Source organism: Aeromonas sp. s13 (assembly GCF_040907905.1).
Classification (GTDB): domain Bacteria; phylum Pseudomonadota; class Gammaproteobacteria; order Enterobacterales; family Aeromonadaceae; genus Aeromonas; species Aeromonas veronii.
Genome location: NZ_JBFOCS010000079.1, coordinates 46,542 through 70,443, shown reverse-complemented (window position 1 = coordinate 70,443; position 23,902 = coordinate 46,542). Strand labels below are relative to the sequence as shown.

Here is a 23,902-nt window from a genome sequence, read left to right as displayed (position 1 = left end):
TGTTTGTTTTATCTAGCGAAGTGGTTTGGCTACTTTCTTTTACCAAAATGGATAATAAATAGACGATAAAGTAATCACTAATTAAATGCTGGCAGGATGGCAAAGTGGAGGGCGTTGGGTTGCAATGGAGTCTTTATTTGGAAGGGGAAAATGTAGGGTGTAATGAACGAAGTGAATTGCACCAAGTATTAAAAGAGGTAAGAGGTGCAATGCGCTGCGCTTATTGCAACCTGTGGTCATGAGATGAAGGGATGATAAAGTTCTTATTTTATGAAGGCAGGGGGAATGGGCAAAGGGATGGCTGCCATAATGGCAGCCATCATCAAAAAACAGGATATATACTTAATGAATGAATATACACTAATGTGCTACGACACTATGTGTAAAAGTACTAAGCTTTGAATATCATGAATTGTATGCCTCCAATAGATCAGTTGCAAGTTGTGCACGAGCCTGTTCATTAGAGCCATAATTAATAGAAGTTATTTCCTTTCCATTAAGATATAAATTTTTCTTTATTTTCTCGAATTCACAAGCAAAGAAATCCTTACTCAAGTCATTTTGTGCAACCCCGACCTTATATAAGTGTGGGAATATTTTAATTATTGCTCCAAATCCAATTGATTTAGATAAAATATACTCACTAGGATCTTCCCATTCCTTTCTAAAAACATCTCTTAATCCTAAGAATAGATTTAGGATTATTTTATGTATAACAGGGTCTGCCTCTGAAATAAAATATCCTCTCAAAGGAAGGTTGTTATCGTCAATTAAACTAATATCTCGTTTAATATCACGAGTATCCTTGTCTGGATTTTTTGAAATTAGTTCAAGCAAATATTTAATGAACGTACCTTGTGACAAGGTTGCAGCATTTTGATCTTTTTCTTTTTTTCCAAGCATTTTAAGTCTGCGGAAAAAAGGTGAATCAGGTTCTTTGTTTAAAGCACGAGCTATTTCATGGCAAGTTTTGTATGGGCTCCTAGTCTTACTTAATGCAAAAAGATCGTAAATCAAAGACATGTTCACTCTTGTTTGTTTACTATTTATGATAGAGAAAACATATGCTTTTTGATAAGGTTCCAGATCAAACATAAAAACAACTGGAAGCTGAAAGTCACTAATATAGTTCGATTTAATAAGCCCTTTGAGTCGATGCTGCCCATCAATTACATCGCCAATAATACTGTTCTCGTCGAAATAAATATAGTCTTCATCAATTCGTACATCAGCAGATAAATCAACTGCTATAATGATAGGCGTTGGAAATGTTGCATCTGTGTCAGAGCAGTAGTCAGAAATTTCATTTATTCTTTTAGCTGATTGTTCACGTTGAACGGCGTCAGGATCCTGTCCACGCTCAGTTGCATCTGCAAACTTTGCAAGAATGGAGGCTTCTATAGAAGTTAGGTAGAAGTTGCCAATGGGCTGTTTTACTGAAAGATATTTTACTTTCATTATAGTTTCACTCCTGATCCATCATGCATTAATTTTTTGCTACCTAAAACAACTTCGTTAACTGTAGCATCATCTTGTTCGTTATAATTATCATCTAAGTGATGGTATTCAGGTAGTTTAATATTTAAAAGACAATATGTATATAGACCTATAAAAATTGATAGAATATAAACGATGAGTTGCGGCCAGTCAATTACCAGTTTGAAATTAATTGGTGTTGATGATAATGATTTCATTTGTACTGCCGCGTAAATGATACCGGAGAGAACAAGAAAAAACATCACAAAAATAATTGATACAATCTTGATTGATGTGAATTCTGGTTTTTTATTTTTTATAAAATTAGCAAATAAAGGCCCTAATGCAGATGCTGCTATAGCTATCGCGTACGTATAAAAACTACCTGAAATAGAATCTAGGTAAATGGATTGAGATACAGGTAAAGAATATGAAAAGTAGCGAATTATTATGTTTGCTACTATACCTAATTGACCAGCTAGAATAGTAAAAACAAACCAAATAAAAAACTCTAGTTTAGAGTTTTTTATTGTTCTGAAAGGGTCTATGATATATTTAAATGGTTTTAGCATACATAATAACAACCTATATAAAGGGGTTTTAACGATCCAGTTTTTAAATTTAATGCATAAATCGCATCTTTTTTTTGTTATTGCCTCTTGCAAGGGAACTCCTATCAGCCGAATGTAATAAATATGTATCCCAATATACTGGTAAACAATACACCTGCTTCTGATCCCTATTTCAGTCTGCCGCCTTCGTATTGCTTTCGACCTAGCGCATCATGAAAAAGCTCTAACAGAGCCGGTTGCCAAGTGGCACATATTAACCAGAGGGATAGAAAAGTGAAGGGGCAGGAGCCTAAAATTGGTTCGGTATCAATAATTCGATCTGCATGTGGCCGGATTTTGTTCGGTTTGGCTTGGTGCTACTGAGCTGGGGCGATAGTAAAACCAAACAACTAGCGGCCTCGGCATCCTTTTTGATGGTGTTGTTTAATCCCCTGCTCATCACGCGGTGCAGGGGTTGGTCAGCCGGTGTCGAGCTCGTCACTTTTGTCGTGTCGATCACACTTCCCAGCCCGTCGTCACCCTCGTCAGGGGCAGCAAGTCGCACGTATTCTTTTCTGATTACTCCTTTATTTTCAGTTGGTTGTAAATTTTTATCGCGCCCTCGGCCCTTTTTGGTCTGATAAATGCTTTGTGGGGGGCTGGCCGCCTCTTTGCCTGTCGGCGGGCGGCCCGGTGTAACGAACCATTTAGGATCCCTCTCTATGAACAGCTTCGTGATTGCAGATCCCAGTCTCTGTATTGGGTGTCGTACCTGTGAGGTGGCCTGCGCCGTTTCACATCAGTCAGGGTCTTGCAGCGGGACCCTTGAGCGGGAGGGCGGCCTGCATCTTGCCATCGAGGATGGACATCTGGTCTCCAGGGACAGCTACTTTCAGCCGCGCCTGAAGGTGATCGTGGGCAGCAAGGTGACCACGCCGGTGCTCTGCCGCCAGTGTGAAGACAAGCCGTGCGCCATGGCCTGCCCCAACAATGCCATCGTCAGCGAGGATGGTTGCGTCAAGGTGTTGCAGGAGCGCTGCATCGGCTGCAAGTCCTGCGTGGTGGCCTGTCCTTACGGCGCCATGGCGGTGGTGCTCAAAGAGGTGGCACCCGCTGCCGATTCGCTCTTCAAGCGTCCGCAGACCAAGGCGCAGGCGCTCAAGTGCGATCTCTGCCGTCACCGCGAGGCGGGCCCGGCCTGTGTCGAGGTGTGTCCGACCCAGGCGCTGCGGCTGGTCACGCCGGAGCATCTTGAAAACCTGAACCGGCAGAAGCAGCTGGCCAGTGCCGAGGCACTGCTGGCGATGCCGGCGCGGGTGTGAGCGGGCTTGCCGAGCCGTTTTTCGTTAACAAACAAGAGTGTGAGTCATGAAAAAAGTCATTACCGTGTGCCCCTATTGCGGCACCGGTTGCAAAATCAACCTGCTGGTTGAAAACGACAAGGTGGTGGGGGCCGAAGGCGCCAACGGCCGGACCAACGAGGGGCAGCTCTGCCTCAAGGGCTATTACGGTTGGGATTTTTTGAACGACACCAACCTGCTGACCCCCCGTCTCAAGAGCCCGATGATCCGCCGCGAGCGCGGTGGCAAGTTCGAGGCAGTCTCCTGGGATGAAGCGATCGAGTTCGCCAGCAGCCGTCTCTCTGCTATCAAGGCGAAATATGGCCCGGACGCCATCATGACCACCGGCTCTGCCCGTGGCCCCGGCAATGAAGCCAACTATGTGATGCAGAAATTTGCCCGTGCGGTGATTGGGACGAACAACGTCGACCACTGCGCGAGGGTGTGACACGCACCCTCAGTCTCCGGTCTGGAGACAACTGTAGGTAACGGCGCCATGAGCAACGCCATTCCCGAAATTCAAGAGACCAAGTGCCTGCTGGTGTTTGGTTACAACGCTGCTGACTCTCACCCCATCGTCGCCCGCCATATCCTCAAGGCGAAGGCAAGCGGGGCCAAGGTGATTGTGTGTGATCCCCGTATGGTGGAGACCGCCCGTATCGCCGATCAGTGGCTGCCGCTCAAAAACGGTTCCAACATGGCGCTGGTTAACGCTTTCGCCAACGTGTTGATCAATGAAGGGCTCTACAACAAGGCATTTGTCGCCAACTACACCGAAGGGTTCGAGACCTTCAAGGCGACGGTGGCCAAGTACACCCCGGAATATGTGGAGGGGATCACCGGCCTCAAAGCTGCCGATATCCGCGCCGCCATTCGCACCTATGCCGAGTCGCCTGCTTCCATGATCCTGTGGGGCATGGGGGTGACCCAGTACGGTCAGGCGGTGGACGTGGTCAAGGGGCTCGCGGGTCTGGCGCTGCTGACCGGCAACTTCGGTCGCCGCGGTACCGGTTGCGGGCCGGTGCGCGGTCAGAATAACGTGCAGGGCACCTGTGACATGGGGATGCTGCCCCACCAGTTCCCGGGCTATCAGTCGGTGGCCGATCCCGAGATCAGCGCCAAGTTCGCCAAGGCGTGGGGCGTGGCGTCGCTCTCCCAAAAGCCCGGCTATCGCCTGACGGAGCTTGGCCACAAGGTGGAGGAGGGCAAGTGCAAGGCCTTCTACATCTTCGGTGAAGATCCGGCCCAGACCGAGGCTGACTTGGGTCAGTTCCGCCGCACTTTGGCGGGGATGGAGCTGGTGATCGTGCAGGATATCTTCATGACCCAGACTGCCGAGATGGCCGACGTCATTCTGCCCGCCACCAGCTGGGGCGAGCACGAAGGGGTCTACAGCTCGGCAGATCGCGGCTTCCAGCGCTTCTACAAGGCGGTGACGCCCCCCGAGAACGTGAAGCCGGACTGGGCCATCTTCTCGTTGATGGCGACCGCCATGGGTTATCCCATGGAGTACCACAACACCGAAGAGATCTGGGACGAGATGCGTGCGCTCTGCCCGCTCTACGCCGGGGTCAGCTACGACAAGATGGCCGATCTCAAGAGCGTGCAGTGGCCTTGCCCGACCGAGGATCACCCGGGCACCAGCACTCTGTTCGAGGGGAACGTGTTCACCACCCCGAGCGGCAAGGGTCAGCTGATCGCCTCCGAGTGGCGGCCGCCGCTGGAGCAGCCCTGTGCGGAGTACCCGCTGGTGCTCTCCACCGTGCGCGAGGTAGGTCACTACTCCTGCCGCTCCATGACCGGCAACTGCTCGGCGCTGCAAACCCTGGCCGATGAGCCCGGCTATGTGCAGATCCACCCGAGCGATGCCAAAAAGCTTGGAGTGAAGGATCAGGCGCTGGTCTGGATCTCGTCGCGCCGTGGCAAGGTGATCACCCGGGCCAACTACAACGACCGGGTCAACGCCGGGGTGGTCTATATGACCTACCAGTGGTGGATCGGGGCCTGTAACGAGCTCACCATCGAGCACGTCGATCCCGTCTCCCACACGCCGGAGTACAAGTACTGCGCGGTGAAGATCGAGCGCATCGACAATCAGCCTGAGGCGGAAGTGTACGTCCAGACTGAATACAGCGCGCTCAAGGCGAAATTGCGCAGCGCAGCCAAAGGCTGACCCGCCCTAAAAAAGGACGTTCTGCACAAATAAGGGAACCCGACTCGGATTTATCGAGTCGGGCACCCTTTTATTACCCAAAAACAGGGGATAAATGATGCAACATGAAATTGGTCGCTTATTCGGAATTTTCTATATTGGCACCTATCTGGCGGCGATATTGCTGGGAATAGGTTGCTATATTTGGCGCGACGAGATGATATTTCTGCTCGGCTTCGGTTTTTTCGGCTGTTTTATGGCAGCAAGGCTTGCCATGGGCAGCGTATTTTCCGCCTTGAGTATTTCCAGTGCCTGGCTGATCGGGTTTATCTCCACCACCTTGATCAACTGCCTGCTGCTGGGGGTGATCACCCTGCTGGTCTACCTCACTCACCAGTGCGTCTCGGTTGAGCTTGCCGACAACGCCAGCTGGCTGCTGATGGCCTTCCAGAGCTTGTCGGCCCTCTTTATCTTCGGTGGCCTGAAGTGCTGCCACAGCCGGATCATTACCTCGTAAATTGCCGATGGATGGGCAGAAAACGCCATCTTGAAACCCGCAGCCAGCGAAGAGGAAAGGGCAGATCTGACAGTTGACGGCGGCCCACTTTTCGGGCGCCTTAATTGAGATCAAGAACTGATGAAATAACCGGTTAAATATGGCCATCAGATATATTAAATCGGATTGTAATGAAATTTGAGCTCATCTATGATGAGTCGCCATTCCAATATATCCCCCGATAACGATGTTACTTTTTGTTGTCGTTCGTTAATAACAACTCTGGAATTGCAACATGCGACAATTTTCGTCACCGCTTTTCTTATTGGCAGCCGCTTTTATGGGCTGCGGCTATTTATTTTGGTGACGGGTGCTTGTCGTGATGCGATGGCATGGACAGCCTGACTGGTGACTAAATCGATATAACGTGAGGCCGCAATGCTAAATGTGAGTGCCATCCCCCTGGACGAGATCTCTCCCATCTGGGACGACGGTTTCCTCCTGCTCTCCAAATCCCTCCTGTCGGCCGTGACGCTCGATGATTTTATCCACAAACTCAACAAGATAGATGCCAGCTTCGGCGGCGTGACCCGGGTCAACCTGATCCTCAACATGGGTGCGGACGAGGAGGCCATCTTCTATTTCATGGGACATTCCGGCCCAAAGCATCTTGTCTGCCCCAAGGCAGAGCTGCACCTCTCCCCCCGTCCTACCAAAGAGACCCCGGAACAGGCCATCATTCTCGCTGCCGCCCGCTTTGAGAATCGCTGCCCGGCGCTGGATCGCGAAGGGGTCTACGGGGGGCTGCGCTCCTACTGCCAGCTCCCCATCACCACCGCCCGCAGCCATCTGGGCGGGGTCGAGTTTATCAACACCCAGCTCGACAGCTTCACCATGGAGACCCTCGCCAAGCTGACCCAGCTGGCGGCCATTATCGCCATTGCGCTGGAGAACGTGCTCGACAAGGAGCGCACTCTGGAGCAGGCCAACTCCCTGCGCCTTGAGCGCGACAGCTGCAAAATTCTGGTGGATGTGACCAACGCGGTGATCAAACTGGTGCGCATCGCCGAGCTGCCCAAGAGCCTGTTTGCCATCCTGCACCACCACTTTGGCATCAGCAGCTTGTGTCTGGCGGAGTACAACGCCACCTCCGACAGCTTCAAGAGCTATCTGGTCAATCAGCACCAGAGCGAGCAGCCGGGCATCATCGATCACTCCTGTTTTGAAAAGAAGTGCCTGCAGGGTGCCCTTGGCCACAGCGAGCCGTTTTTCGTCTATCGCGAACACGGCCACGGCTGCAGCAATCGCTGCCGCTTTACCTCCCAGATCCTGCCGCCCGAGGCCGACAGCTCCTGCATTTTGCCGCTGCGCTATCGGGGTAACCTGTTGGGGGTGTTGATCCTCTCCCACCCCAATGCCGATTTCTTTGCCGATATCGATATCTCCTTGCTGGAGCAGGTGGCGGCGCGCACCGCCATAGCCATGAATAACGTGCAGGCCCAGCAGGAGATCTCCAACACCAACGGCGCCAAAGAGAAGACCATTCGCATCAACGAGCCGCAGATGCAGGGGGAGTTCCCCCACATCATCTACCAGAGCGCCGTGATGGCGAACGTGCTGGAGAAGGTGCGGCTGGTGGCCGAGAGCGACAGTACCGTGCTGATCCTCGGTGAGACCGGTACCGGCAAGGAGCTGATCGCCCAAGCCATTCACGCCCTGAGTGCCCGCCACGACCACGAGATGGTGAAGGTGAACTGCGCCGCCATCCCCACCGGCCTTATCGAGAGCGACCTCTTTGGCCACGAGAAGGGAGCCTTTACCGGCGCCCTGACCCAGCGGATTGGCCGCTTCGAGCGGGCCCACAAGGGGACCCTGTTCCTCGACGAAGTGGGGGATATGCCGCTGGACTTGCAGCCCAAACTGTTGCGGGTATTACAGGAGCACGAGCTGGAGCGGGTGGGCAACAGCAACCCCATCGCAGTGGATGTGCGGCTGGTGGCCGCCACCAACTGCGATCTGCTCTCCATGGTCAAGAACAAGCGCTTTCGAAGCGATCTCTACTACCGCCTCAACGTCTTTCCCATCGAACTGCCGCCGCTGCGGGAGCGCCGCGAGGATATTCCGCTGCTGGTCAATTTCTTTATCAAGAAGATCGCCAAGCGGATGCGCCGCACCATCACCTCGATCCCCGCCGATGCCATGAAGATGCTGGTGTCACTCCCTTGGTACGGCAATATCCGCGAGCTGGAGAACGTCATCGAGCGCGCCGTGGTGATGACCCGCGGCCATGTGCTCAACCTCTCGGCCGATGAGCTGATGCCCCTCAAGGGCTACCACAAGATTGAGACCCTGGTCTATGACGAGCCCGCCACGCCGCTCTTTGCCGAGGAGGGGCCGACCGATGAGCGCGAGGCGATCATCGCTGCCCTGCGCGACTGCAACGGCATCGTCGCTGGCGAGCGGGGGGCGGCCAACCGCCTCGGCATGAAGCGCACCACCTTGCTTTCGAAAATGAAGCGGCTCGGCATCTCGGCCAGAGATCCCGAGATCATAGATGGGGTCGCACCATGAGAGAGGCACTGGAGCTTGAGGCGCAGAACGAGCTGGCCCGCTGCGCCATCCATCGCGAGGTGGTGCACTACCGCGCCGATACACTGACCTGCGACAGCGAAATGGCGCTCCCCTCCGAGACGCCGGTGGCGCTGGTCTACAACGGCATCGCCCACAGCGTGATGATGTGTTCCGCCTCCGATCTGGAGGATTTCGCTATCGGCTTCTCGCTATCCGAGGGGATCATCGACAGCCTGCTCGATATCCACGATATCGAGCAGATTGACGGCTGTCAGGGGATTGAGCTGCATATCACCCTGGCCAATCGCTGCGTCCATCGCCTCAAAGAGAAGCGGCGCACCATGGCGGGGCGCACCGGTTGCGGCATCTGTGGCAGCGAGAGTCTGGAGCAGGTGATCCGCACCCAACCAAGCTTGCCCGACAGCCAGCGTCTGGCGGTAGGGCATATCGACAAGGTGCTGAGCGCGCTGCGCCCGCTCCAGCTGCTGGGTCAGCGCACCGGCGCTACCCATGCGGCAGTGCATCTGGATGGTGAGGGCAACATTCTCGCCATCCGCGAGGATGTGGGACGCCATATTGCGCTGGACAAGCTGGTAGGCCATCTGTGCCGCACGGGTCGGCGCGATGGTGCCATTCTGGTGACCAGCCGCGCCAGTTTCGAGATGGTGCAAAAGTGCGCCAGCGCCGGGGTCGAGATCTTGCTCGCCATCTCGGCTGCTACCGAGCTTGCGGTCGAGCGGGCCGAGCAGACCGGGCTGACCCTGGTAGGTTTTTGCCGCCCCGGGCGGGCCGAGATCTACAGCGGTTGCCAGCGAATCCTGCTTAAGTGACAGCAAGGCTGCGAACCCGCTAAACGGGTAACGAAAACAGGCAATAAAAAAGGGCGGGGAGTGTGACTCCCCGCCCTTGTTGTATCTGCTGCTGTGGCGGCTTAGCGCGCCAGCAGGATACGCAGCATGCGGCGCAGCGGCTCGGCGGCGCCCCACAGCAGTTGGTCACCCACGGTAAAGGCGGCCAGATACTCAGGGCCCATATTGAGTTTGCGCAGACGACCCACCGGAATGCTGAGGGTGCCGGTGACGGCAGCCGGAGTCAGCTCGCGGGCGGTGATATCGCGATCGTTGGGGATCACTTTCACCCAGTCGTTGTGGGCAGCCAGCAGGGCTTCAATCTCCGCCAGCGGCACATCCTTTTTCAGCTTGATGGTAAAGGCCTGGCTGTGGCAGCGCAGGGCACCGATCCGCACGCACAGACCATCCACCGGAATGACGGCGTTCTCGATACCCAAAATCTTGTTGGTCTCGGCCTGACCCTTCCACTCTTCACGGCTCTGGCCGTTGTCGAGCTTGGTGTCGATCCAGGGGATAAGGCCACCGGCCAGCGGTACGCCGAAGTTGTCTACCGGCAGGGTGCCGGAGCGGGTCTTCTCGGTGATCTTGCGCTCGATGTCGAGAATGGCGGAGGCGGGATCCGCCAGCTCGACCGCCACTTCGTCACGCAGCATCCCCATCTGGGTGACCAGCTCGCGCATATGGCGGGCACCGCCACCGGAGGCCGCCTGATAGGTGGCCACGCTCACCCACTCCACCAGATCGGCCTTGAACAGGCCACCGAGGGCCAGCAGCATCAGGCTGACGGTGCAGTTGCCGCCGACGAAGGTCTTGATGCCATCGTTCAGGGCCTGCTCGATGACGTCGCCGTTGACCGGATCGAGAATGATGACGGCGTCTTTCTCCATCCGCAGGGAGGAGGCTGCGTCAATCCAGTAACCCTGCCAGCCAGCGGCTTTCAGGCGCGGATAGACATCCTTGGTGTAGTCGCCGCCTTGCGCGGTGATGATGATATCCTGCTTGGCCAGCGCCTCGATATCGAAGGCGTCCTGCAGAGTACCGGCATCGACGCCGAAGTTGGGAGCGGCCTCACCGGCCTGGGAGGTGGTGAAGAATGTGGGTTGAATATGGGCGAAATCCTGCTCTTCCTGCATCCGGCTCATCAGAACCGATCCCACCATGCCACGCCAACCGACCAAACCTACTTTTTTCATAATGTCCTACCCTGGATTGCTGCTAAAGAAACTCGCGGTGACACCCGTAACCCCTTGTCTGGCGACGCCTGTTTACAAGCGGTTTACAGGCCATTTAAAAAATATGCGCTGCGAAAAATGCGTCTATCCACATTACGGATTGTGGCGGCTTGCGCAAGTCGAATTGCGCAATATTCTGTGCCGTTTGCTGCATTAACCGGCAGCCAGAGCACCGCTCAGGCAGATGGGGAGGAAGAAGGTCAACATCAGACGAAAAGGCCACCGTTTATGGCGGTGGCCTGTCAATAAAGCGGTTGAGAACGTCCTCTGCTGTTGTCTGAGGGCGCAGTTGGCGTGTGAAACAGCCTGACTGTGTGAGCGTCTAGCCGTAACGGGCGAGGGTCAACCCCTCATCGCTGATGGCGGGCTCGCTGCCGTTGATCAGATCGCACAACAGCTGACCCGAGCCGGCCGCCATGGTCCAGCCCAATGTGCCGTGGCCGGTATTGAGCCAGAGACCGGGAATGGGGCTTGGCCCCACCAGCGGGGTGCCGTCCGGCGTCATGGGGCGCAGGCCGGTCCAGAACTCGGCTTGGCTGATATCGCCCCCCTCGGGGAAGAGATCGCCGACCACCATCGCCAGGGTGTCGTGGCGCCTCGGATTCAAGGCGAGGTTGTAGCCCGACAGTTCCGCCATACCGCCGACCCGGATCCGCTCGTCAAAACGGGTGATGGCCACCTTGTAGGTCTCGTCCAGCACGGTGCTGCGCGGGGCGGCCTCGGCATTGATCATCGGCAGGGTGAGGGAGTAGCCCTTGACCGGATAGACCGGCAGCTCCAGCCCGAGCGGGCGCAGCAGCGGCCGCAGAAAACCGGTGGCATAACTGCCGAGCGCACAGACGATGGCATCGGCGCGATAGCGCTGCTCGCCCGCCCGTACCGCCACGGCGCGGCCGCGGGCTTGCTCAATCTCGTCGATGTCGCAGTTGAAGACGAACTTGACCCCGAGCTTCTCGGCTTCAAGGGCAAGGGCCTTGGTGAAGCGGAAGCAGTCGCCGGTCTCGTCGCCGGGCAGACGCAAGCCGCCGACGATTTTGCCGCGCACCCGCGCCAGCGCAGGCTCTGCCGCCTCGCAGCCGCTGGCATCCAGCGACTGGTAAGGGACGCCATACTCCTCCAGCACCTCGATATCGCGCTGACTGGCATCGAGCTGGGATTGGCTGCGAAACAGCTGCAGGGTGCCGAGCTGGCGCCCTTCGTAATCGATGCTCAGCTCGTCGCGCAGCCGCTTCATGCAGTCGCGGCTGTATTCGGCCAGACGCACCATGCGCCCCGTGTTGGTGGCGTAGGCGGTCGGGGTGCAGTTGGCGAGCATTCTGAGCATCCAGCGCAGCTGGAAGGGGTCGGCAGTGGGGCGCACGGTGAAGGGGGCATGCTTTTGCAGCATCCATTTGGCGGCCTTGAGGGGAATGCCGGGGGCCGCCCAGGGGGCCGCATAACCCGGGGATATCTGCCCGGCGTTGGCATGGCTGGTTTCAAGGGCGACGCCACCTTGTCGCTCCAGCAGGGTTACTTTGTGACCCGCTTTGGCCAGATACCAGGCGCTGGTTACCCCGATCACGCCGCCACCGAGAACCACTATCTCCATATCGTCTTTCCTTGACTGATCTCCTGATGTGGCCACCACCATAATCAGCCGCCACAGGATATTCAACTGCTCTGCGCAGGATTGGGATCTCCGTCTGCTTGCCTGTCACAAGCTGGTGTTTGGTGCGATGGTGAGCCTGATTGCCAGCGTAAATCGCTGCGCTGTTGTCAGGGCATGTGTCAGGGAACACGGTCCGCTTACAGCAGCTCAAGATGGATCAGATAGTGCTCCGCCGTTGCCAGAATGGCCTGCTGCTGCGCTGCCGGTTGGCCATCCCAGTTGGCATAGGGGAGGGTAAGGCGGGGATTGCCGCCCAGTTTGTCCCGATTGCGCCAGAGAAAGTGCCAGTAGAGGCTGTTAAAGGGGCAACTTCCGTCGCCCTGGCGGGCTTTCACCTGATAGTAGCATCCCTTGCAGTAGTGGCCCATCCGCTCGAGATAGACGCCGCTGCTGGCGTAGGGCTTGCTTCCCATCAGACCGCCATCGGCAAACTGGCTCATACCGCGGGTGTTGGGCAGCTCGACCCACTCGATGGCATCCACATAGATGCCGAGATACCACTGATCCAGCTCGTCAGGATGGATCCCCGCCAGCAGGGCAAAGTTGCCGGTCACCATCAGCCGCTGGATATGGTGGGCGTAAGCGTGCTCGAGGGACTGATGAATGGCGTGGCGCACGCAGGCCATGTCTGTTTCACCGCTCCAGAAAAAGCCGGGCAGCGGCCGGTTGGCACCGAGAAAATTGGTGCGCTGATAGTCGGGCATCTTCTCCCAATAGAGGGCACGGACAAACTCGCGCCAGCCGAGGATCTGGCGAATAAACCCCTCCACCTGCGCCAACGTGATGGTGGCCTGATTGGCCTGCCAGTGGGCTTCGGCGGCGCGGATCACCTCAAGCGGATGGAGCATCTTGCTGTTGAGGGAAAACGACAGTCGGCTGTGAAACAGGCTCCAGCCCCGCTCGCTCAGGGCATCCTGATAGCGGCCAAAGTGGGGCAGGCAGTGGGTGAGAAAATGGGCGAGTAGCTCACGACTCTGGCGTCTTGTGATAGGCCACGGCAGTTGGCTGGCATCCGCCTCGCCGATGGTGCTGACCCCGTGGCGGGTCAGCATGGCATCAATCTCGCTTACCTCGTTGGCAAAGGTGAGGGGCGTCGGGATTGGCTGGCTAGCCGGCAGTTTGGCGCGGTTCTCGTCATCAAAATTCCAGCGCCCGCCAAGGGGTTGGCCGCGCTCATCGAGCAGCACTTGGTATTGCTTGCGCAGGGCGCGGTAGAAGAATTCCATCCGGCTGTGGGGGTAGCGCTGCCAGCCATCGCGGGGGGTGAGAAAATGTTCGCTATTCACCTCGGTGGCAGGGATGGCAAGACCAGCCGCCCAGCTTTTCAACTGGTTGGCGAGGCGCCACTCGTCCGGGCTCTGCCAGGCGAAGCTGTCGGCCTGATGTGCTTCGAGCTGAGCCTCCAGCAAGCCGGGCAAATCGGGCCAGTGGGTGCTCTCATCAAGGGTCAGGTAACAGACGCGGTGGCCCGCCTTGCCAAGGGCCGCCGCTAAGGCGCGCATGGCGGCAAAGAAGGACAGCACCTTCTGGCGGTGGTGGCGGCAGTAGTCGGTCTCTTGGCGCAGCTCCGCCATCAGGTAGCAGACCGCCGGATCCGGGGTGCGAAACCAGCTGTGACCGGCGTTCAGCTGATCGCCGAGAATCAGGCGCAGCTCCATCACACTGGCTCCCCGTTATGTTGGCAGCTGCAGTGACGAGCGTGTCGACAGCGCTCGCTGCAGTAGCGAACCGCCTCCCAACTGCGCGCCCACTTGCGCCGCCAGCTGAAGGGGCGTTGGCAGACGGGGCAGATCTTCTCGGGCAGATGGGGTTTGCGATGCATGATGGCTTCCGGCCCTGGCTGATGGGGGATGTGGCGTGTGGGTAGGGAGAATAACGAACCGGGGGCGTGGACGGATCAACCTCACTGCCAGTTTGCCGCGCAGATGCGCACTTTGTGAGCGGGCGCACAGCCTGTCAGAGCATCTCTTGTTTGCAAATTAACCAGCCGTTAACGTGGCGAGGCTGCCTGTTGGCAGCATTCATCAACGGATCTTATTGGCCACCGACTGTCTACAACGATATGGAGGGGAGTGATGCCAATCATGACAGCTACGCCCCGGGCAGCTTGCCTGCTTGCCCACTGGTATACTCGGGATCCCATTCTCACCTTCGACTTTCCTCACCGCTGATTGGCGGCACCCGCCGTTTGAATTTGTCAGCCGGACGACCCTGATCGCCCCGGCCTCTTTGCCAATTCCAATTTCAAACACACTGGCCTTGTGCCGGTGAGGAGTCTTATATGCGTCGTATACCCGAGCCGTTTCGTATCAAGATGGTCGAGCCCATCAAACAGACCACTGGCGCCGAGCGCCGCGCCGCCCTCGAGGCCGCTGGCTGGAATCCCTTCCTGCTGCTGGCCGAGGATGTCTACATCGATCTGCTGACCGACAGTGGCACAGGTGCCATGTCCGATCGCCAGTGGGCCGGCATCATGATGGGGGATGAGGCCTATGCGGGCAGCCGCAACTTCGTCGAGCTGGAGCGCACGGTGCGCGACATTTTTGGTTACCAGCATGTGATGCCCACCCACCAGGGGCGCGGGGCCGAGCAGATCCTCTTCCCCGAGCTGGTCAAGCGCTGCAAGGGCAAGGCGCCGGTGTTTATCTCCAACTACCACTTTGACACCACCAAGGCCCACGTAGAGTTGGCTGGCGCGCGGGCCATCAACCTGCTCACCCCGAAGGCCCTCGACACCACGGCACCTTATGCCTGGAAGGGGGATTTTGATCTCCCTCGCCTGAGCGACACCATCGAGACCCTGGGGGCCGACAACGTGGCCGGTGTCATCATCACGGTCACCTGCAACAGCGCCGGCGGCCAGCCGGTTTCCATGGCCAATATGGAGGCGGTCTCGGCGCTGGCCCGTCGCCACCATATTCCGGTGGTGATCGATGCTGCCCGCTTTGCCGAGAACGCCTGGTTTATCAAGGAGCGGGATCCAGCCTATGCCAAGTGCAGTATCAAGGAGATAGTGCGCCAGATGTTCGCGCTGGGGGACATCTTCACCATGTCGGCCAAGAAGGACGGGCTGGTCAATATCGGCGGGCTCTGTTGCTTCAAGGAAGATCTCGACCTGTTCCGCGCGGTGCAGGTGCGCTGCGTGGCAATGGAGGGGTTTGTCACCTATGGCGGCCTCGCCGGACGGGACATGGCGGCGCTCGCCATCGGTCTGCGCGAGGGGATGGATGAGGAGTATCTCACCTATCGTATCAGTCAGGTGGCCTATCTCGGCGAGCGGCTGGCCGAGGCGGGTATCCCCATTCAGACCCCCACCGGCGGCCATGCGGTGTTTGTGGATGCCAAGAAGCTGCTGCCCCATATTCCGGCCGAGCAGTTCCCGGCCCATGCGCTTGCCTGCGAGCTCTATCTGGAAGGGGGCGTGCGCGGGGTGGAGATAGGCTCCCTGCTGCTGGGGCGCGATCCCGCTACCGGCAAGCAGGAGGCGGCGGATTTTGAGCTGTTGCGTCTCACCATTCCACGTCGGGTCTACACCCGGGATCATATGGACTATGTGGCCGACTGCCTGATCGCGGTGAAAGCGCGGGCTAGCGACATTCGCGGGCTCACCTTTGACTACGAGCCGCCGCTGCTGCGTCACTTCACCGCGCGGCTCAAGCCTGTCTGATCAGCAATCGGTCAGACGGGGTGATCAACTGCGCCAAGCTGTGAAGACCAAGAGCAGTTCCCGGTTAAACAGCCAAGTAAAAAGCCCCCGCACCAAGGTGCGGGGGCTTTCGTTTATCGAAGCAAGGCCGGGATCAGACCGCTTGATACTCCAGCTCGACCGAGCCCAGCGCCTTGAGGGTGGACTGGGCGGAGTCACGCTGGCTGATCTGGCCGTTTTTATTCTCCAGCAGTACGGCGCGGCGGATGGTGGCGAGATCTTCGCCGTTAAGCACCGCATGGGCGCAGGCCATCTGCATCGGTGGCAGGCTGGGGTTGAAGGCGGCGTTCTCGGCGTAGCGGCCAGAGAAGATGCGGCCATCGGCAAATTGCAGCGCCACTGCAGCATAGCCCTGACTGTAGGGGGCGTAGCTTTGACGGGCGGCGGCCAGCGCGGCTTGCCACAGCGGGTCTTCGCTTTGAAGCTGAAGCTCTGCGTGATCCTGCGGGCTCATCAGCGCATCCGTGATGTCGAGATCTGCCGGGCCAAACGAGTGGGGCAGGAAGGATTGCAGGGCACTCAGGTCATCGGGCAGAGAGACTTTCAGGATCTTGGCGGTGCTCAGCTCGTTCATGAACTGACGGCAGTGGCCGCAGGGGGTGTAGTTGACGGTGATTTCAGAGATCCCGGTCTCGCCACCCAGCCAGGCGTTGGAGATGGCGGACTGCTCGGCGTGCACCGAGTGGAACAGACCTTGTCCCGCGAACTCCATATTGGCGCCGAAGTACCAGCTGCCGCTCAGGCCGCAGGCGATGGCACCGACGTAAAACTTGGAGATGGGTGCCACCGAGCAGGCAGCAGCCAGCGGCAACAGGGCGAGGCGCAGGGCGCGATCATCGAGACCTGTGGCGGCTTTCAGGGTGGCGACTTGCTCCGGCGTGAAGCGGGCGTTGAAGTCGGCACTATCCAGCATGGGCTGCACGGCTGTTTTGAGCGGGGCAGAGAGGGTATCGAATGGCTTGGCAAAACGGGGATGCATAGTGTGTCCTCAAAGGCCAATTGGGCGGCCATTGTAGGGAGCAAGCTCGGGTAAATGTGTGAGCAGGCTCACGCCCTGACGGGCAAACGGAGGGGGATGGTAATGGAAACGTTTGTCTTGTGCAAATTGTGCGGCAGGTCGCACCCCGACAGCGCTGCAGAGCCGTCGGGGTGGTTAATCATCGGTCAGGTGAGCCAGTGATAGATGGCAAAAAGGAGGGGCGCGACGGCAGCGGTGAGGATACCGCACACCACCATGGCGAGCGATGCAAAGGCGCCCTGGGTGATCCCCTTCTCGGCGGAGGTGGCGGTGCCGATGGCGTGGGCACAGGCCCCCATGGCGAGCCCTTGCGCTTCCGGGTCGGTCACTTTGAACAGTTTGAGCAGCGGGTAGCCGATCAGGGCACCGACAATCCCTACCACCACCACCACTGCGGCCGCAATGGCGGGAATGCCGCCGATGGACTGGCTGACGCTCATGGCGAGCGGGGTGGTGATGGATTTGGTCGCCAATGAGGCAAGCAGCGCCGGATCTGTGCCCATAAAATGACCGATCAGCAGGGTTGTGCACACCGAGATCAAGACGGAGGCGAGGGTACAGATTAGGATGGGCTTGAGCTTGGCCTGGATCTGGCGCGCCTGCTGATAGAGCGGCAGCGCCAGCGCCACCACGGCGGGCTCCAGCAGCATGGTAATGGGGCTGCTGCCGCGCTCGTACTGCTCAAGGGGCAGATCGAGCCAGAGCAGCAGGCCAATGATCACCGCGGTCGGCACCAGCACCGGATTGATGATGGGCCAGGGCAGGCGTCGATAGAGGGCGCGGGTGGCGAAATAGAGCGCCAGGGTCAGGGGAATTGCGAGCCAGAAGATCATTTGTTCATCCTCTGGTAGAGCCGACCGACGGTGGCGAGGATCAGCACGATCCCGAGCACGATGCAGAGCATGATGACGCCGAAGGACTGGCGCAGGGGCTCAAGCCAGGCCACAAGTCCGACCGCAACCGGCACGAACAAAACGCCCATGTGGCGCAGCAGCAAGCCTGCCCCCAGCTCGACCCAGTGCAGCTTGATCAGTTGCAGGGAGAGCAGCACAAACAGCAGCAGCATGCCGATGATGCTGCCGGGAAAGGCGAAAGGCAGGATGGCTGCCACGGATTTGCCTGCCAGCAGGCAGGCGACGATGACCATAAAGTCACGAAAGTACAGCAAGGCGCGTTGCGCGATCACGTGAACCTCATCGACTGGGAAGAAAAATCGCAGTTTACCAGAGAGGCCGGGTCGCGGCATTAAAACAATAACAACTGAAATCAGTTCGTTTGAAGCTGATTTGATTGGCATTTTTTGAAAAGTGCCTGATAGAACCCTTTTCGAACTACAAGGAGTAGTGATGACATCCCTCTTGTCCCGAGTTCGCCAGCTGGCGAACGATACTGCGTTGCCACCCCATCTGCTGCAAACCCGTCAGTGGGAAGGGCCCCTGTGCCGGGTGCGACTCGACAACACCGGTTCTGATGCCACATCAGTTGACCGCTGGGTGCTGTTTGACGGCAAGCTTGGCCTGCCGGTGGAGAGCGCCATCTATGGCGAAGGATTCCAGATGCTGGCCCAGACTATGGGCAGTTGGCAATCACCACAACATGTCGGCCGTTGCCCCGATGCCAGCGTCTATCGCATCACCGATGACAATGGCTACCACACCATTCACAACCTGTTGCTGGTGGAGCATGGCAAGGGGTGGCTGCTGCTCGCCTTTGCCAGCTGCCACCGTTTTGGCGGGGAGTTTCGCCTCTATCCCGATGGTCGCTTGCAGATCCTGATGAACTGCGAAGGGCGAAAACTTGCCGCCGGTGAGCACTGGCAGAGCGAGGCGCTGATCTGCCTCGAAGGGGCGGAGCGCGAGGATCTGCTGGCCGAGCTGGCACAACTGATCGAGGTCGAGCACGGCTCGCTGATCGGCAAGGTAAGTGAGCGCCCGAGCGGCTGGTGCTCCTGGTATCACTACTACGCCGAGGTGAGCGCTGCCGATATTCGCGAGAACCTGCAGGTGCGTGCCGAGCGCTTCCCGGCCCTGCGCTATGTGCAGATCGACGACGGCTATCAGGCCAAGATGGGCGACTGGCTCACTCCTTCGGCCAAGTTCGAGCAGGGCGTGGCGTCATTGGCTGCGGAGATCAAACAGGCTGGCTGCGAGCCCGCTCTCTGGGTCGCTCCCTTTATTGCAGAGCCCGGTTCACAGGTGTTTCAGGATCACCCCGACTGGTTTGTGAAGGGGGATGACGGCCTGCCGCTCCCCTCCGAGCGTGTCACCTATGGCGGCTGGCGCTGCACCCCCTGGTATGTGCTGGACGGCACCCACCCCGAGGTGCAGGCGCACCTTGAGCAGGTGTTCCGCACCCTGCGCGGGCAGTGGGGCATCCACTACTTCAAGCTCGATGCCAACTTCTGGGGCGCAATCCACGGTGGCCGTTTCCACGATCCGGCAGCCACCCGGGTTGAAGCTTATCGGCGCGGTATGGCGGCTATTCTGCGTGGTGCTGGTGAAGGGGCTTTCCTGCTCGGTTGCAACGCCCCTATCTGGCCAAGCCTTGGGCTGGTGCATGGCATGCGGGTGAGCGATGACGTGGAGCGCAACGGCCACCGCTATCGCCAGATTGCCCGTGAAGCCTTCTGCCGCGCCTGGCAAAATGACAAGCTCTGGGCCCTCGACCCCGACTGCATTTGCCTGCGGGATCTGCCGAGCCAGCAGGCAAGTAAAGCTGAATACAGTTTCCATCTGGCTGCACTGGTGGCGAGCGGTGGCATGATGCTGGCCGGTGATCGGCTGCAAGATCTCGATGAGGAGCAGGCTGCGCAACTGCGCAAGTTGCTGGCGCTCTGCGCCGCTCGGGCACCCTCTGCCCGTTTCGAGTCGATGGACTTTGCCTGCGGCGAAGTAAGCCTGCCCGAGGGCGGTACTCTGCTCTGCCTGCTCAATTGGGAGGGGCAACCACAGGAGTTTCTGCTGCCGGAGGGGGGAACCGATTTTTGGCAGGGGCAGGCAGTCGGCACAACCGTGACCCTGCAAGGGGGCGAGGGGCGGGTGATCCGCTACACCTGATCACAGCCTCACCACATACAATTCAGGCTCCATCACGGAGCCTGAATTGTTTCAACCAGCGGCTATCAGTAACGCCACTCAAAACCGACGGCGTATTTGGCGGAGCCATAGCCCGGGATATCACTGCCGGAGGCGATCGCCTTGAGGGTCAGCAACGGGGTGATGGGCACCCCCAGACCAAAACCGATGGCTAGTTGATCATTGGGGTTCCCCATCAGATCGACCCGCATCACCCGATAAAGGGACATGTCCTCGCTCAGGTGCATATAGGCTTGCGAAGCGCGGTTATAGACCTGACCAAACACCTCCAGCTGGAAACCTGACTGGGCGCTGATGGCCAGCGGTATCCCGACAAACTTGTAGAGATGGGAACCGTTGAAGTAGCTGTTGGTGATCAGGGGAGTGAAATCAGTCTGCTGATAAAGGGTATTGAAGTTCTGTTCTACGATGCGATAGGTCTGCTCGGGCAGGCGAGCAAGATAATCCGGCACATCGAACCGGTATGCGGCGTTGGCTGCCAGCGGCAGCAGGGCCAGTAATCCGAGCAGTGCGTGGTGACGAGGCATCAGCAAATGGCTTCCGTTCGGCCAAAGAGATCTCTTGCTTGGGAGACATCCGTTCAGGATGTTGCAAGATATTGGTTTTTGGGGAAATCCCCTTCGTCATTATGACCTGAAGAAGGGGATGGGCGGGAAGGATTTATTGTGAAACTACTCACAACTCATAAATCTTCCAGATAGTGGTAGAGACTCTTAAGAATCGCAAAGTTCCGTTCGTTACTCTGGTTCTGCTCGGCCAGCGCCTCGAGACGGGGCACATAGTCCGGCAGACGGCGGCTGAAGTAGTCGCTGCAGTGCAGGCGCCAGCGTTTCTGCTCCGCTTCGCTCAAGGTGTGCGGCCAGTTGCGGGCGCGGTAGCGGAACAGCATCTCCGGCAGCCGGGAGTCGGTAAAGGCGAACTCCCGCTCACCCAGCAGATCCGCGGGGGTGGCACGCACCAGATCCATGGTGGACTTGTCGCCATGGCCAAAGAATCCGGCGTAAAGCTGGGTATCGGGGTCGCTCTCATTGCTGCCGGCGAACTCCTGATTGAACACTTCCACCAGTTTTTCCCGCACCTCGGGATGGGCGCGCAGCAGATCCAGGCTCTTGCGGCACTGCTCCCGATCGATGCCGAGCTCGTCGGCGCGCTCCGCGGTCAGGGTGGCGGCCGGCGCCAGTACCGGGCACTTGTTGATGTGCACCAGCTTCACCGGAATGCCCGCCAGATCCCCCAGCTCCTCTTTTTTGGTATAGAGGCGCTCGCGGATCTCCTCGCTGGAGAGTTCAATGAGCGGGGTGGGGTCACGGGTCAGATCCACCATGATCACCGCGTTCTGGTTGGTGGGGTGCCAGGCAAGTGGCGAGACCCAGCTTGCACAACCCTGCCAGGGGGAGAACATGCCGGAGACGTGCACCAGCGGCTTCATGGTCACCACGTCAATCAGCGCCTTCACCTTGTTTTTGTTACGCAGATCAAAGAGATAACCAAACAGCTTGGGTTGGGCTTTTTTCACCAGCTTGGCCATCTCGATGGTGGCCAGCACGTCCGAGAGTGCATCGTGAGCATTGGCGTGGGCGACGCCGTTGGCGACCGTCAGCTTCTCCAGCCGGAAACTCGGCTTGCCCTCATCGTCAAACGCCCACTCGATCCCCTCCGGGCGCAGGGCATAGCAGGCCCGCAGCATGTCGAGAATATCCCATCGGGAGTTGCCGTTCTGCCAGCTGTAGGCATAGGGGTCATAGAAGTTGCGATAGAGGGTGTAGCGGGTCACTTCATCATCGAAGCGGATGCTGTTGTAGCCAAGCACACAGGTATTCGGCGTGGCGAACTGCTCGTGGATCTGGCGAATGAAATCCGCCTCGCACAGCCCATCCTTCATCGCCTTTTGCGGCGTGATACCGGTAATCAGGCACGCCTCCGGATCCGGCAGGTAGTCCGCTGGCGGTTTGCAATAAATGACCAGCGGCTCGCCAATGATGTTGAAATCCGCATCGGTACGAATACCGGCAAACTGCGATGGCCTGTCCTTGGCGGGGCTGATGCCGAAGGTTTCGTAGTCGTGAAAGTAGAATGTTGGCTCGTTGCCCGCGTGTGCTGTTTTGCTCATGTTGCTCGAGATGAGGTATCCGATGACGGCGGCTAGCGCCTGGGTGGGCGGTGCCAGGCACCACAATTGTGTGCATGGTAAACCATAGCGCAGGCAGAACGAAGGGCGAGCCGTGCAGGTGGCGGTTTATTGGGCGGTTGCTCCCGACATCTTAGGCACTTCTGACTTGCTCACCGGGACTATACGACCAATTTATCTCGTAGGATGCGATGATTTTTTATGACATCAGAATGTTAGCCTGGTCCCATATCCGCTGGTTATAAGGGGTATAACCAGCGTGTGACAGCGGGAGCCTTTAGACTGCAGGCCTCAAAACAGCAATTTTGCAGGTGGTGCAGTTATGGTGATTACTCAGGGTCCACAGTTCAACGGCAAGGCATCCAAGCGGATGCATGTGATGGCCAAACCTATCGGGGCCGTGTGTAACATCGACTGCACCTACTGCTACTACCTCAGCAAGCAGGATCTGCTGGAATACAAGAAGGGGTGTTCGCCCCAGATGGACGAGCAGACCCTTGAGACCTATATCCGTCAATATATCGAGGGGCAGAACACCCCCGAGATCATCTTCTCCTGGCAGGGGGGAGAGCCGACGTTGCTCGGGCTCGACTATTTTCGCAAAGTGGTCGAGTTGCAGCGCAAATACCAGCCGCAAGGGGGGGTGATTGCCAACGACCTGCAGACCAACGGCATCCTGCTCAACGATGAGTGGTGTGAATTTCTGGCCGCCAACAACTTTCTCATCGGTCTGAGCATTGATGGTCCCGAGCTGCTCCACAACGCCTATCGGGTCAACCGAGCCGGGCGCGGTACCTTCAATCAGGTAATGGCGGCGGTGGCGTTGCTGCATAAATACAAGGTGAAATTTGCCACCCTGACTTGCGTCAACAACCTCACCAGCAAGAATGCGCTGGAGGTTTATCGCTTCCTGCGTGATGAGGTGAAGTCGCCCCAGATGCAGTTTATCCCCATCGTCGAGCAGAAGAGTTTTCGCACCACCGCGCCCCAGACCTGGCAACCGCAGGAGCAACTCAAGCAGGGGGACAAACGCCTCAATCCCTGGCACAAAAATTCGGTGGTCGAGCCCTGGTGCGTTTCGGCCGAGGGGTGGGGGGATTTTCTCATCACCATTTTCGATGAGTGGGTGCAGCGGGATCTGGGACGGGTCTTCGTACAATATTTCGAGGCGAGTGTCGAGACCTGGATGGGACGCAAGAACCCCCTCTGTACCTTGGGGGAGATCTGCGGCAAGGGGCTGGCGATGGAGCCCAACGGCGATGTGTTTGCCTGTGATCACTATGTCTATCCCAAGTACAAGATCGGCAATATCCACCATCAGCCACTCAGTGAGCTGGCGTATTCGCCCGACCAGCAAGCGTTCGGCTTTGCCAAATCGCGCAGCCTGACCCGCCAGTGCCAACAGTGTGACTACCAGTTTGCCTGCTATGGGGAGTGCCCGAAGAACCGCTTTATTCGTACCCACGAAGGGGAGGCAGGTCTGAATTACCTCTGTGCCGGTTGGTACAAGTTTTTCAGCCATATCGATCAGTCGATGGCCTATATCCTGCGCCGTGCCGCTTATCCGGTGGCCCATGGCAAGTATCGTGATGCGGGGATGAATAACGGCGTCATGACACATGGTCAGAGGAAATAAGC

The 23,902-nt window shown here is 57.8% G+C and carries 19 protein-coding genes; 8 read left to right on the top strand and 11 right to left on the bottom strand.

Annotated features, from left to right (window positions below; translation table 11 throughout):
- Positions 1-405: 405 nt before the first annotated feature.
- Together AB5Y82_RS18235 and AB5Y82_RS18230 are read right to left on the bottom strand one after the other, a co-directional pair.
- Complete coding sequence (locus AB5Y82_RS18235; protein WP_368174345.1) at positions 406-1,458, bottom strand: DGQHR domain-containing protein; 1,053 nt, start codon at positions 1,456-1,458, stop codon at positions 406-408.
- Positions 1,458-2,048, bottom strand: a complete 591-nt coding sequence (locus tag AB5Y82_RS18230; RefSeq protein ID WP_368174344.1) for a hypothetical protein — start codon at positions 2,046-2,048, stop codon at positions 1,458-1,460. The genes AB5Y82_RS18235 and AB5Y82_RS18230 overlap by 1 nt, the downstream gene beginning before the upstream one ends.
- 701 nt (positions 2,049-2,749) lie before the next feature.
- Between AB5Y82_RS18230 and AB5Y82_RS18225 the strand changes: the two genes are divergently transcribed.
- From AB5Y82_RS18225 to fdhD, 5 genes are all read left to right on the top strand, one after another.
- A complete protein-coding gene (locus AB5Y82_RS18225; RefSeq protein ID WP_047435276.1) occupies positions 2,750-3,349 on the top strand; it encodes a 4Fe-4S dicluster domain-containing protein in 600 nt (199 codons plus the stop codon).
- A gap of 46 nt (positions 3,350-3,395) precedes the next feature.
- Positions 3,396-5,540: a formate dehydrogenase subunit alpha gene (gene fdhF, locus AB5Y82_RS18220; protein WP_368174343.1), complete on the top strand. Its 2,145-nt coding sequence runs from the start codon at positions 3,396-3,398 to the stop codon at positions 5,538-5,540.
- A 253-nt stretch (positions 5,541-5,793) separates the two neighbouring features.
- Positions 5,794-6,036, top strand: a complete 243-nt coding sequence (locus AB5Y82_RS18215) for a hypothetical protein (protein ID WP_225315460.1) — start codon at positions 5,794-5,796, stop codon at positions 6,034-6,036.
- 417 nt (positions 6,037-6,453) lie between these two features.
- Positions 6,454-8,586 (top strand): sigma 54-interacting transcriptional regulator, encoded by a 2,133-nt coding sequence (locus tag AB5Y82_RS18210; RefSeq protein ID WP_368174342.1) that lies wholly within the window; start codon positions 6,454-6,456, stop codon positions 8,584-8,586.
- Positions 8,583-9,416 (top strand): formate dehydrogenase accessory sulfurtransferase FdhD, encoded by an 834-nt coding sequence (gene fdhD, locus AB5Y82_RS18205; protein WP_111899981.1) that lies wholly within the window; start codon positions 8,583-8,585, stop codon positions 9,414-9,416. Before AB5Y82_RS18210 ends, fdhD begins: the two co-directional genes overlap by 4 nt.
- A 101-nt stretch (positions 9,417-9,517) precedes the next feature.
- Here fdhD and asd read toward each other — a convergent pair whose 3' ends face one another.
- From asd to AB5Y82_RS18185, 4 genes are all read right to left on the bottom strand, one after another.
- On the bottom strand, positions 9,518-10,630 hold the full coding sequence (gene asd, locus AB5Y82_RS18200) for an aspartate-semialdehyde dehydrogenase (RefSeq protein WP_005345266.1): 1,113 nt from the start codon (positions 10,628-10,630) through the stop codon (positions 9,518-9,520).
- A 361-nt stretch (positions 10,631-10,991) separates the two neighbouring features.
- Positions 10,992-12,299 (bottom strand): D-amino acid dehydrogenase, encoded by a 1,308-nt coding sequence (locus AB5Y82_RS18195; RefSeq protein ID WP_368174356.1) that lies wholly within the window; start codon positions 12,297-12,299, stop codon positions 10,992-10,994.
- A gap of 155 nt (positions 12,300-12,454) precedes the next feature.
- Entirely contained in the window at positions 12,455-13,975 is a 1,521-nt protein-coding gene (locus AB5Y82_RS18190; protein WP_111899979.1) for a cryptochrome/photolyase family protein, read from the bottom strand.
- Positions 13,975-14,139, bottom strand: a complete 165-nt coding sequence (locus tag AB5Y82_RS18185) for a DUF2256 domain-containing protein (protein WP_111899978.1) — start codon at positions 14,137-14,139, stop codon at positions 13,975-13,977. The genes AB5Y82_RS18190 and AB5Y82_RS18185 overlap by 1 nt, the downstream gene beginning before the upstream one ends.
- Before the next feature lie 459 nt (positions 14,140-14,598).
- On the opposite strand from AB5Y82_RS18185, the gene AB5Y82_RS18180 reads away from it, so the two are divergent.
- Entirely contained in the window at positions 14,599-15,984 is a 1,386-nt protein-coding gene (locus tag AB5Y82_RS18180; RefSeq protein ID WP_111899977.1) for a tryptophanase, read from the top strand.
- A gap of 133 nt (positions 15,985-16,117) precedes the next feature.
- Here the strand turns inward: AB5Y82_RS18180 and cdd are convergent, their stop codons facing one another.
- The 3 genes from cdd to AB5Y82_RS18165 all read right to left on the bottom strand — a co-directional run bounded on the left by cdd (position 16,118) and on the right by AB5Y82_RS18165 (position 18,227).
- Positions 16,118-17,002, bottom strand: coding sequence for a cytidine deaminase (gene cdd / locus AB5Y82_RS18175; RefSeq protein WP_111899976.1), 885 nt, complete (start codon positions 17,000-17,002; stop codon positions 16,118-16,120).
- Positions 17,003-17,187: 185 nt separating this feature from the next.
- Positions 17,188-17,874: an LrgB family protein gene (locus tag AB5Y82_RS18170; RefSeq protein WP_104014718.1), complete on the bottom strand. Its 687-nt coding sequence runs from the start codon at positions 17,872-17,874 to the stop codon at positions 17,188-17,190.
- A complete protein-coding gene (locus AB5Y82_RS18165) occupies positions 17,871-18,227 on the bottom strand; it encodes a CidA/LrgA family protein (protein ID WP_005333279.1) in 357 nt (118 codons plus the stop codon). Before AB5Y82_RS18165 ends, AB5Y82_RS18170 begins: the two co-directional genes overlap by 4 nt.
- 160 nt (positions 18,228-18,387) lie before the next feature.
- Between AB5Y82_RS18165 and AB5Y82_RS18160 the strand changes: the two genes are divergently transcribed.
- Entirely contained in the window at positions 18,388-20,097 is a 1,710-nt protein-coding gene (locus AB5Y82_RS18160; RefSeq protein ID WP_111899975.1) for a glycoside hydrolase family 36 protein, read from the top strand.
- A 65-nt stretch (positions 20,098-20,162) separates the two neighbouring features.
- Here AB5Y82_RS18160 and AB5Y82_RS18155 read toward each other — a convergent pair whose 3' ends face one another.
- Positions 20,163-20,663 carry a hypothetical protein gene (locus tag AB5Y82_RS18155; protein WP_100654814.1) on the bottom strand — a complete coding sequence of 167 codons (501 nt, stop codon included), beginning with the start codon at positions 20,661-20,663 and terminating at the stop codon, positions 20,163-20,165.
- Between the two features lie 155 nt (positions 20,664-20,818).
- Complete coding sequence (sbcB, locus tag AB5Y82_RS18150; RefSeq protein ID WP_110303101.1) at positions 20,819-22,246, bottom strand: exodeoxyribonuclease I; 1,428 nt, start codon at positions 22,244-22,246, stop codon at positions 20,819-20,821.
- 340 nt (positions 22,247-22,586) lie between these two features.
- On the opposite strand from sbcB, the gene AB5Y82_RS18145 reads away from it, so the two are divergent.
- Positions 22,587-23,900 carry an anaerobic sulfatase maturase gene (locus AB5Y82_RS18145; RefSeq protein ID WP_111899974.1) on the top strand — a complete coding sequence of 438 codons (1,314 nt, stop codon included), beginning with the start codon at positions 22,587-22,589 and terminating at the stop codon, positions 23,898-23,900.
- The last annotated feature ends 2 nt before the right edge of the window (positions 23,901-23,902 follow it).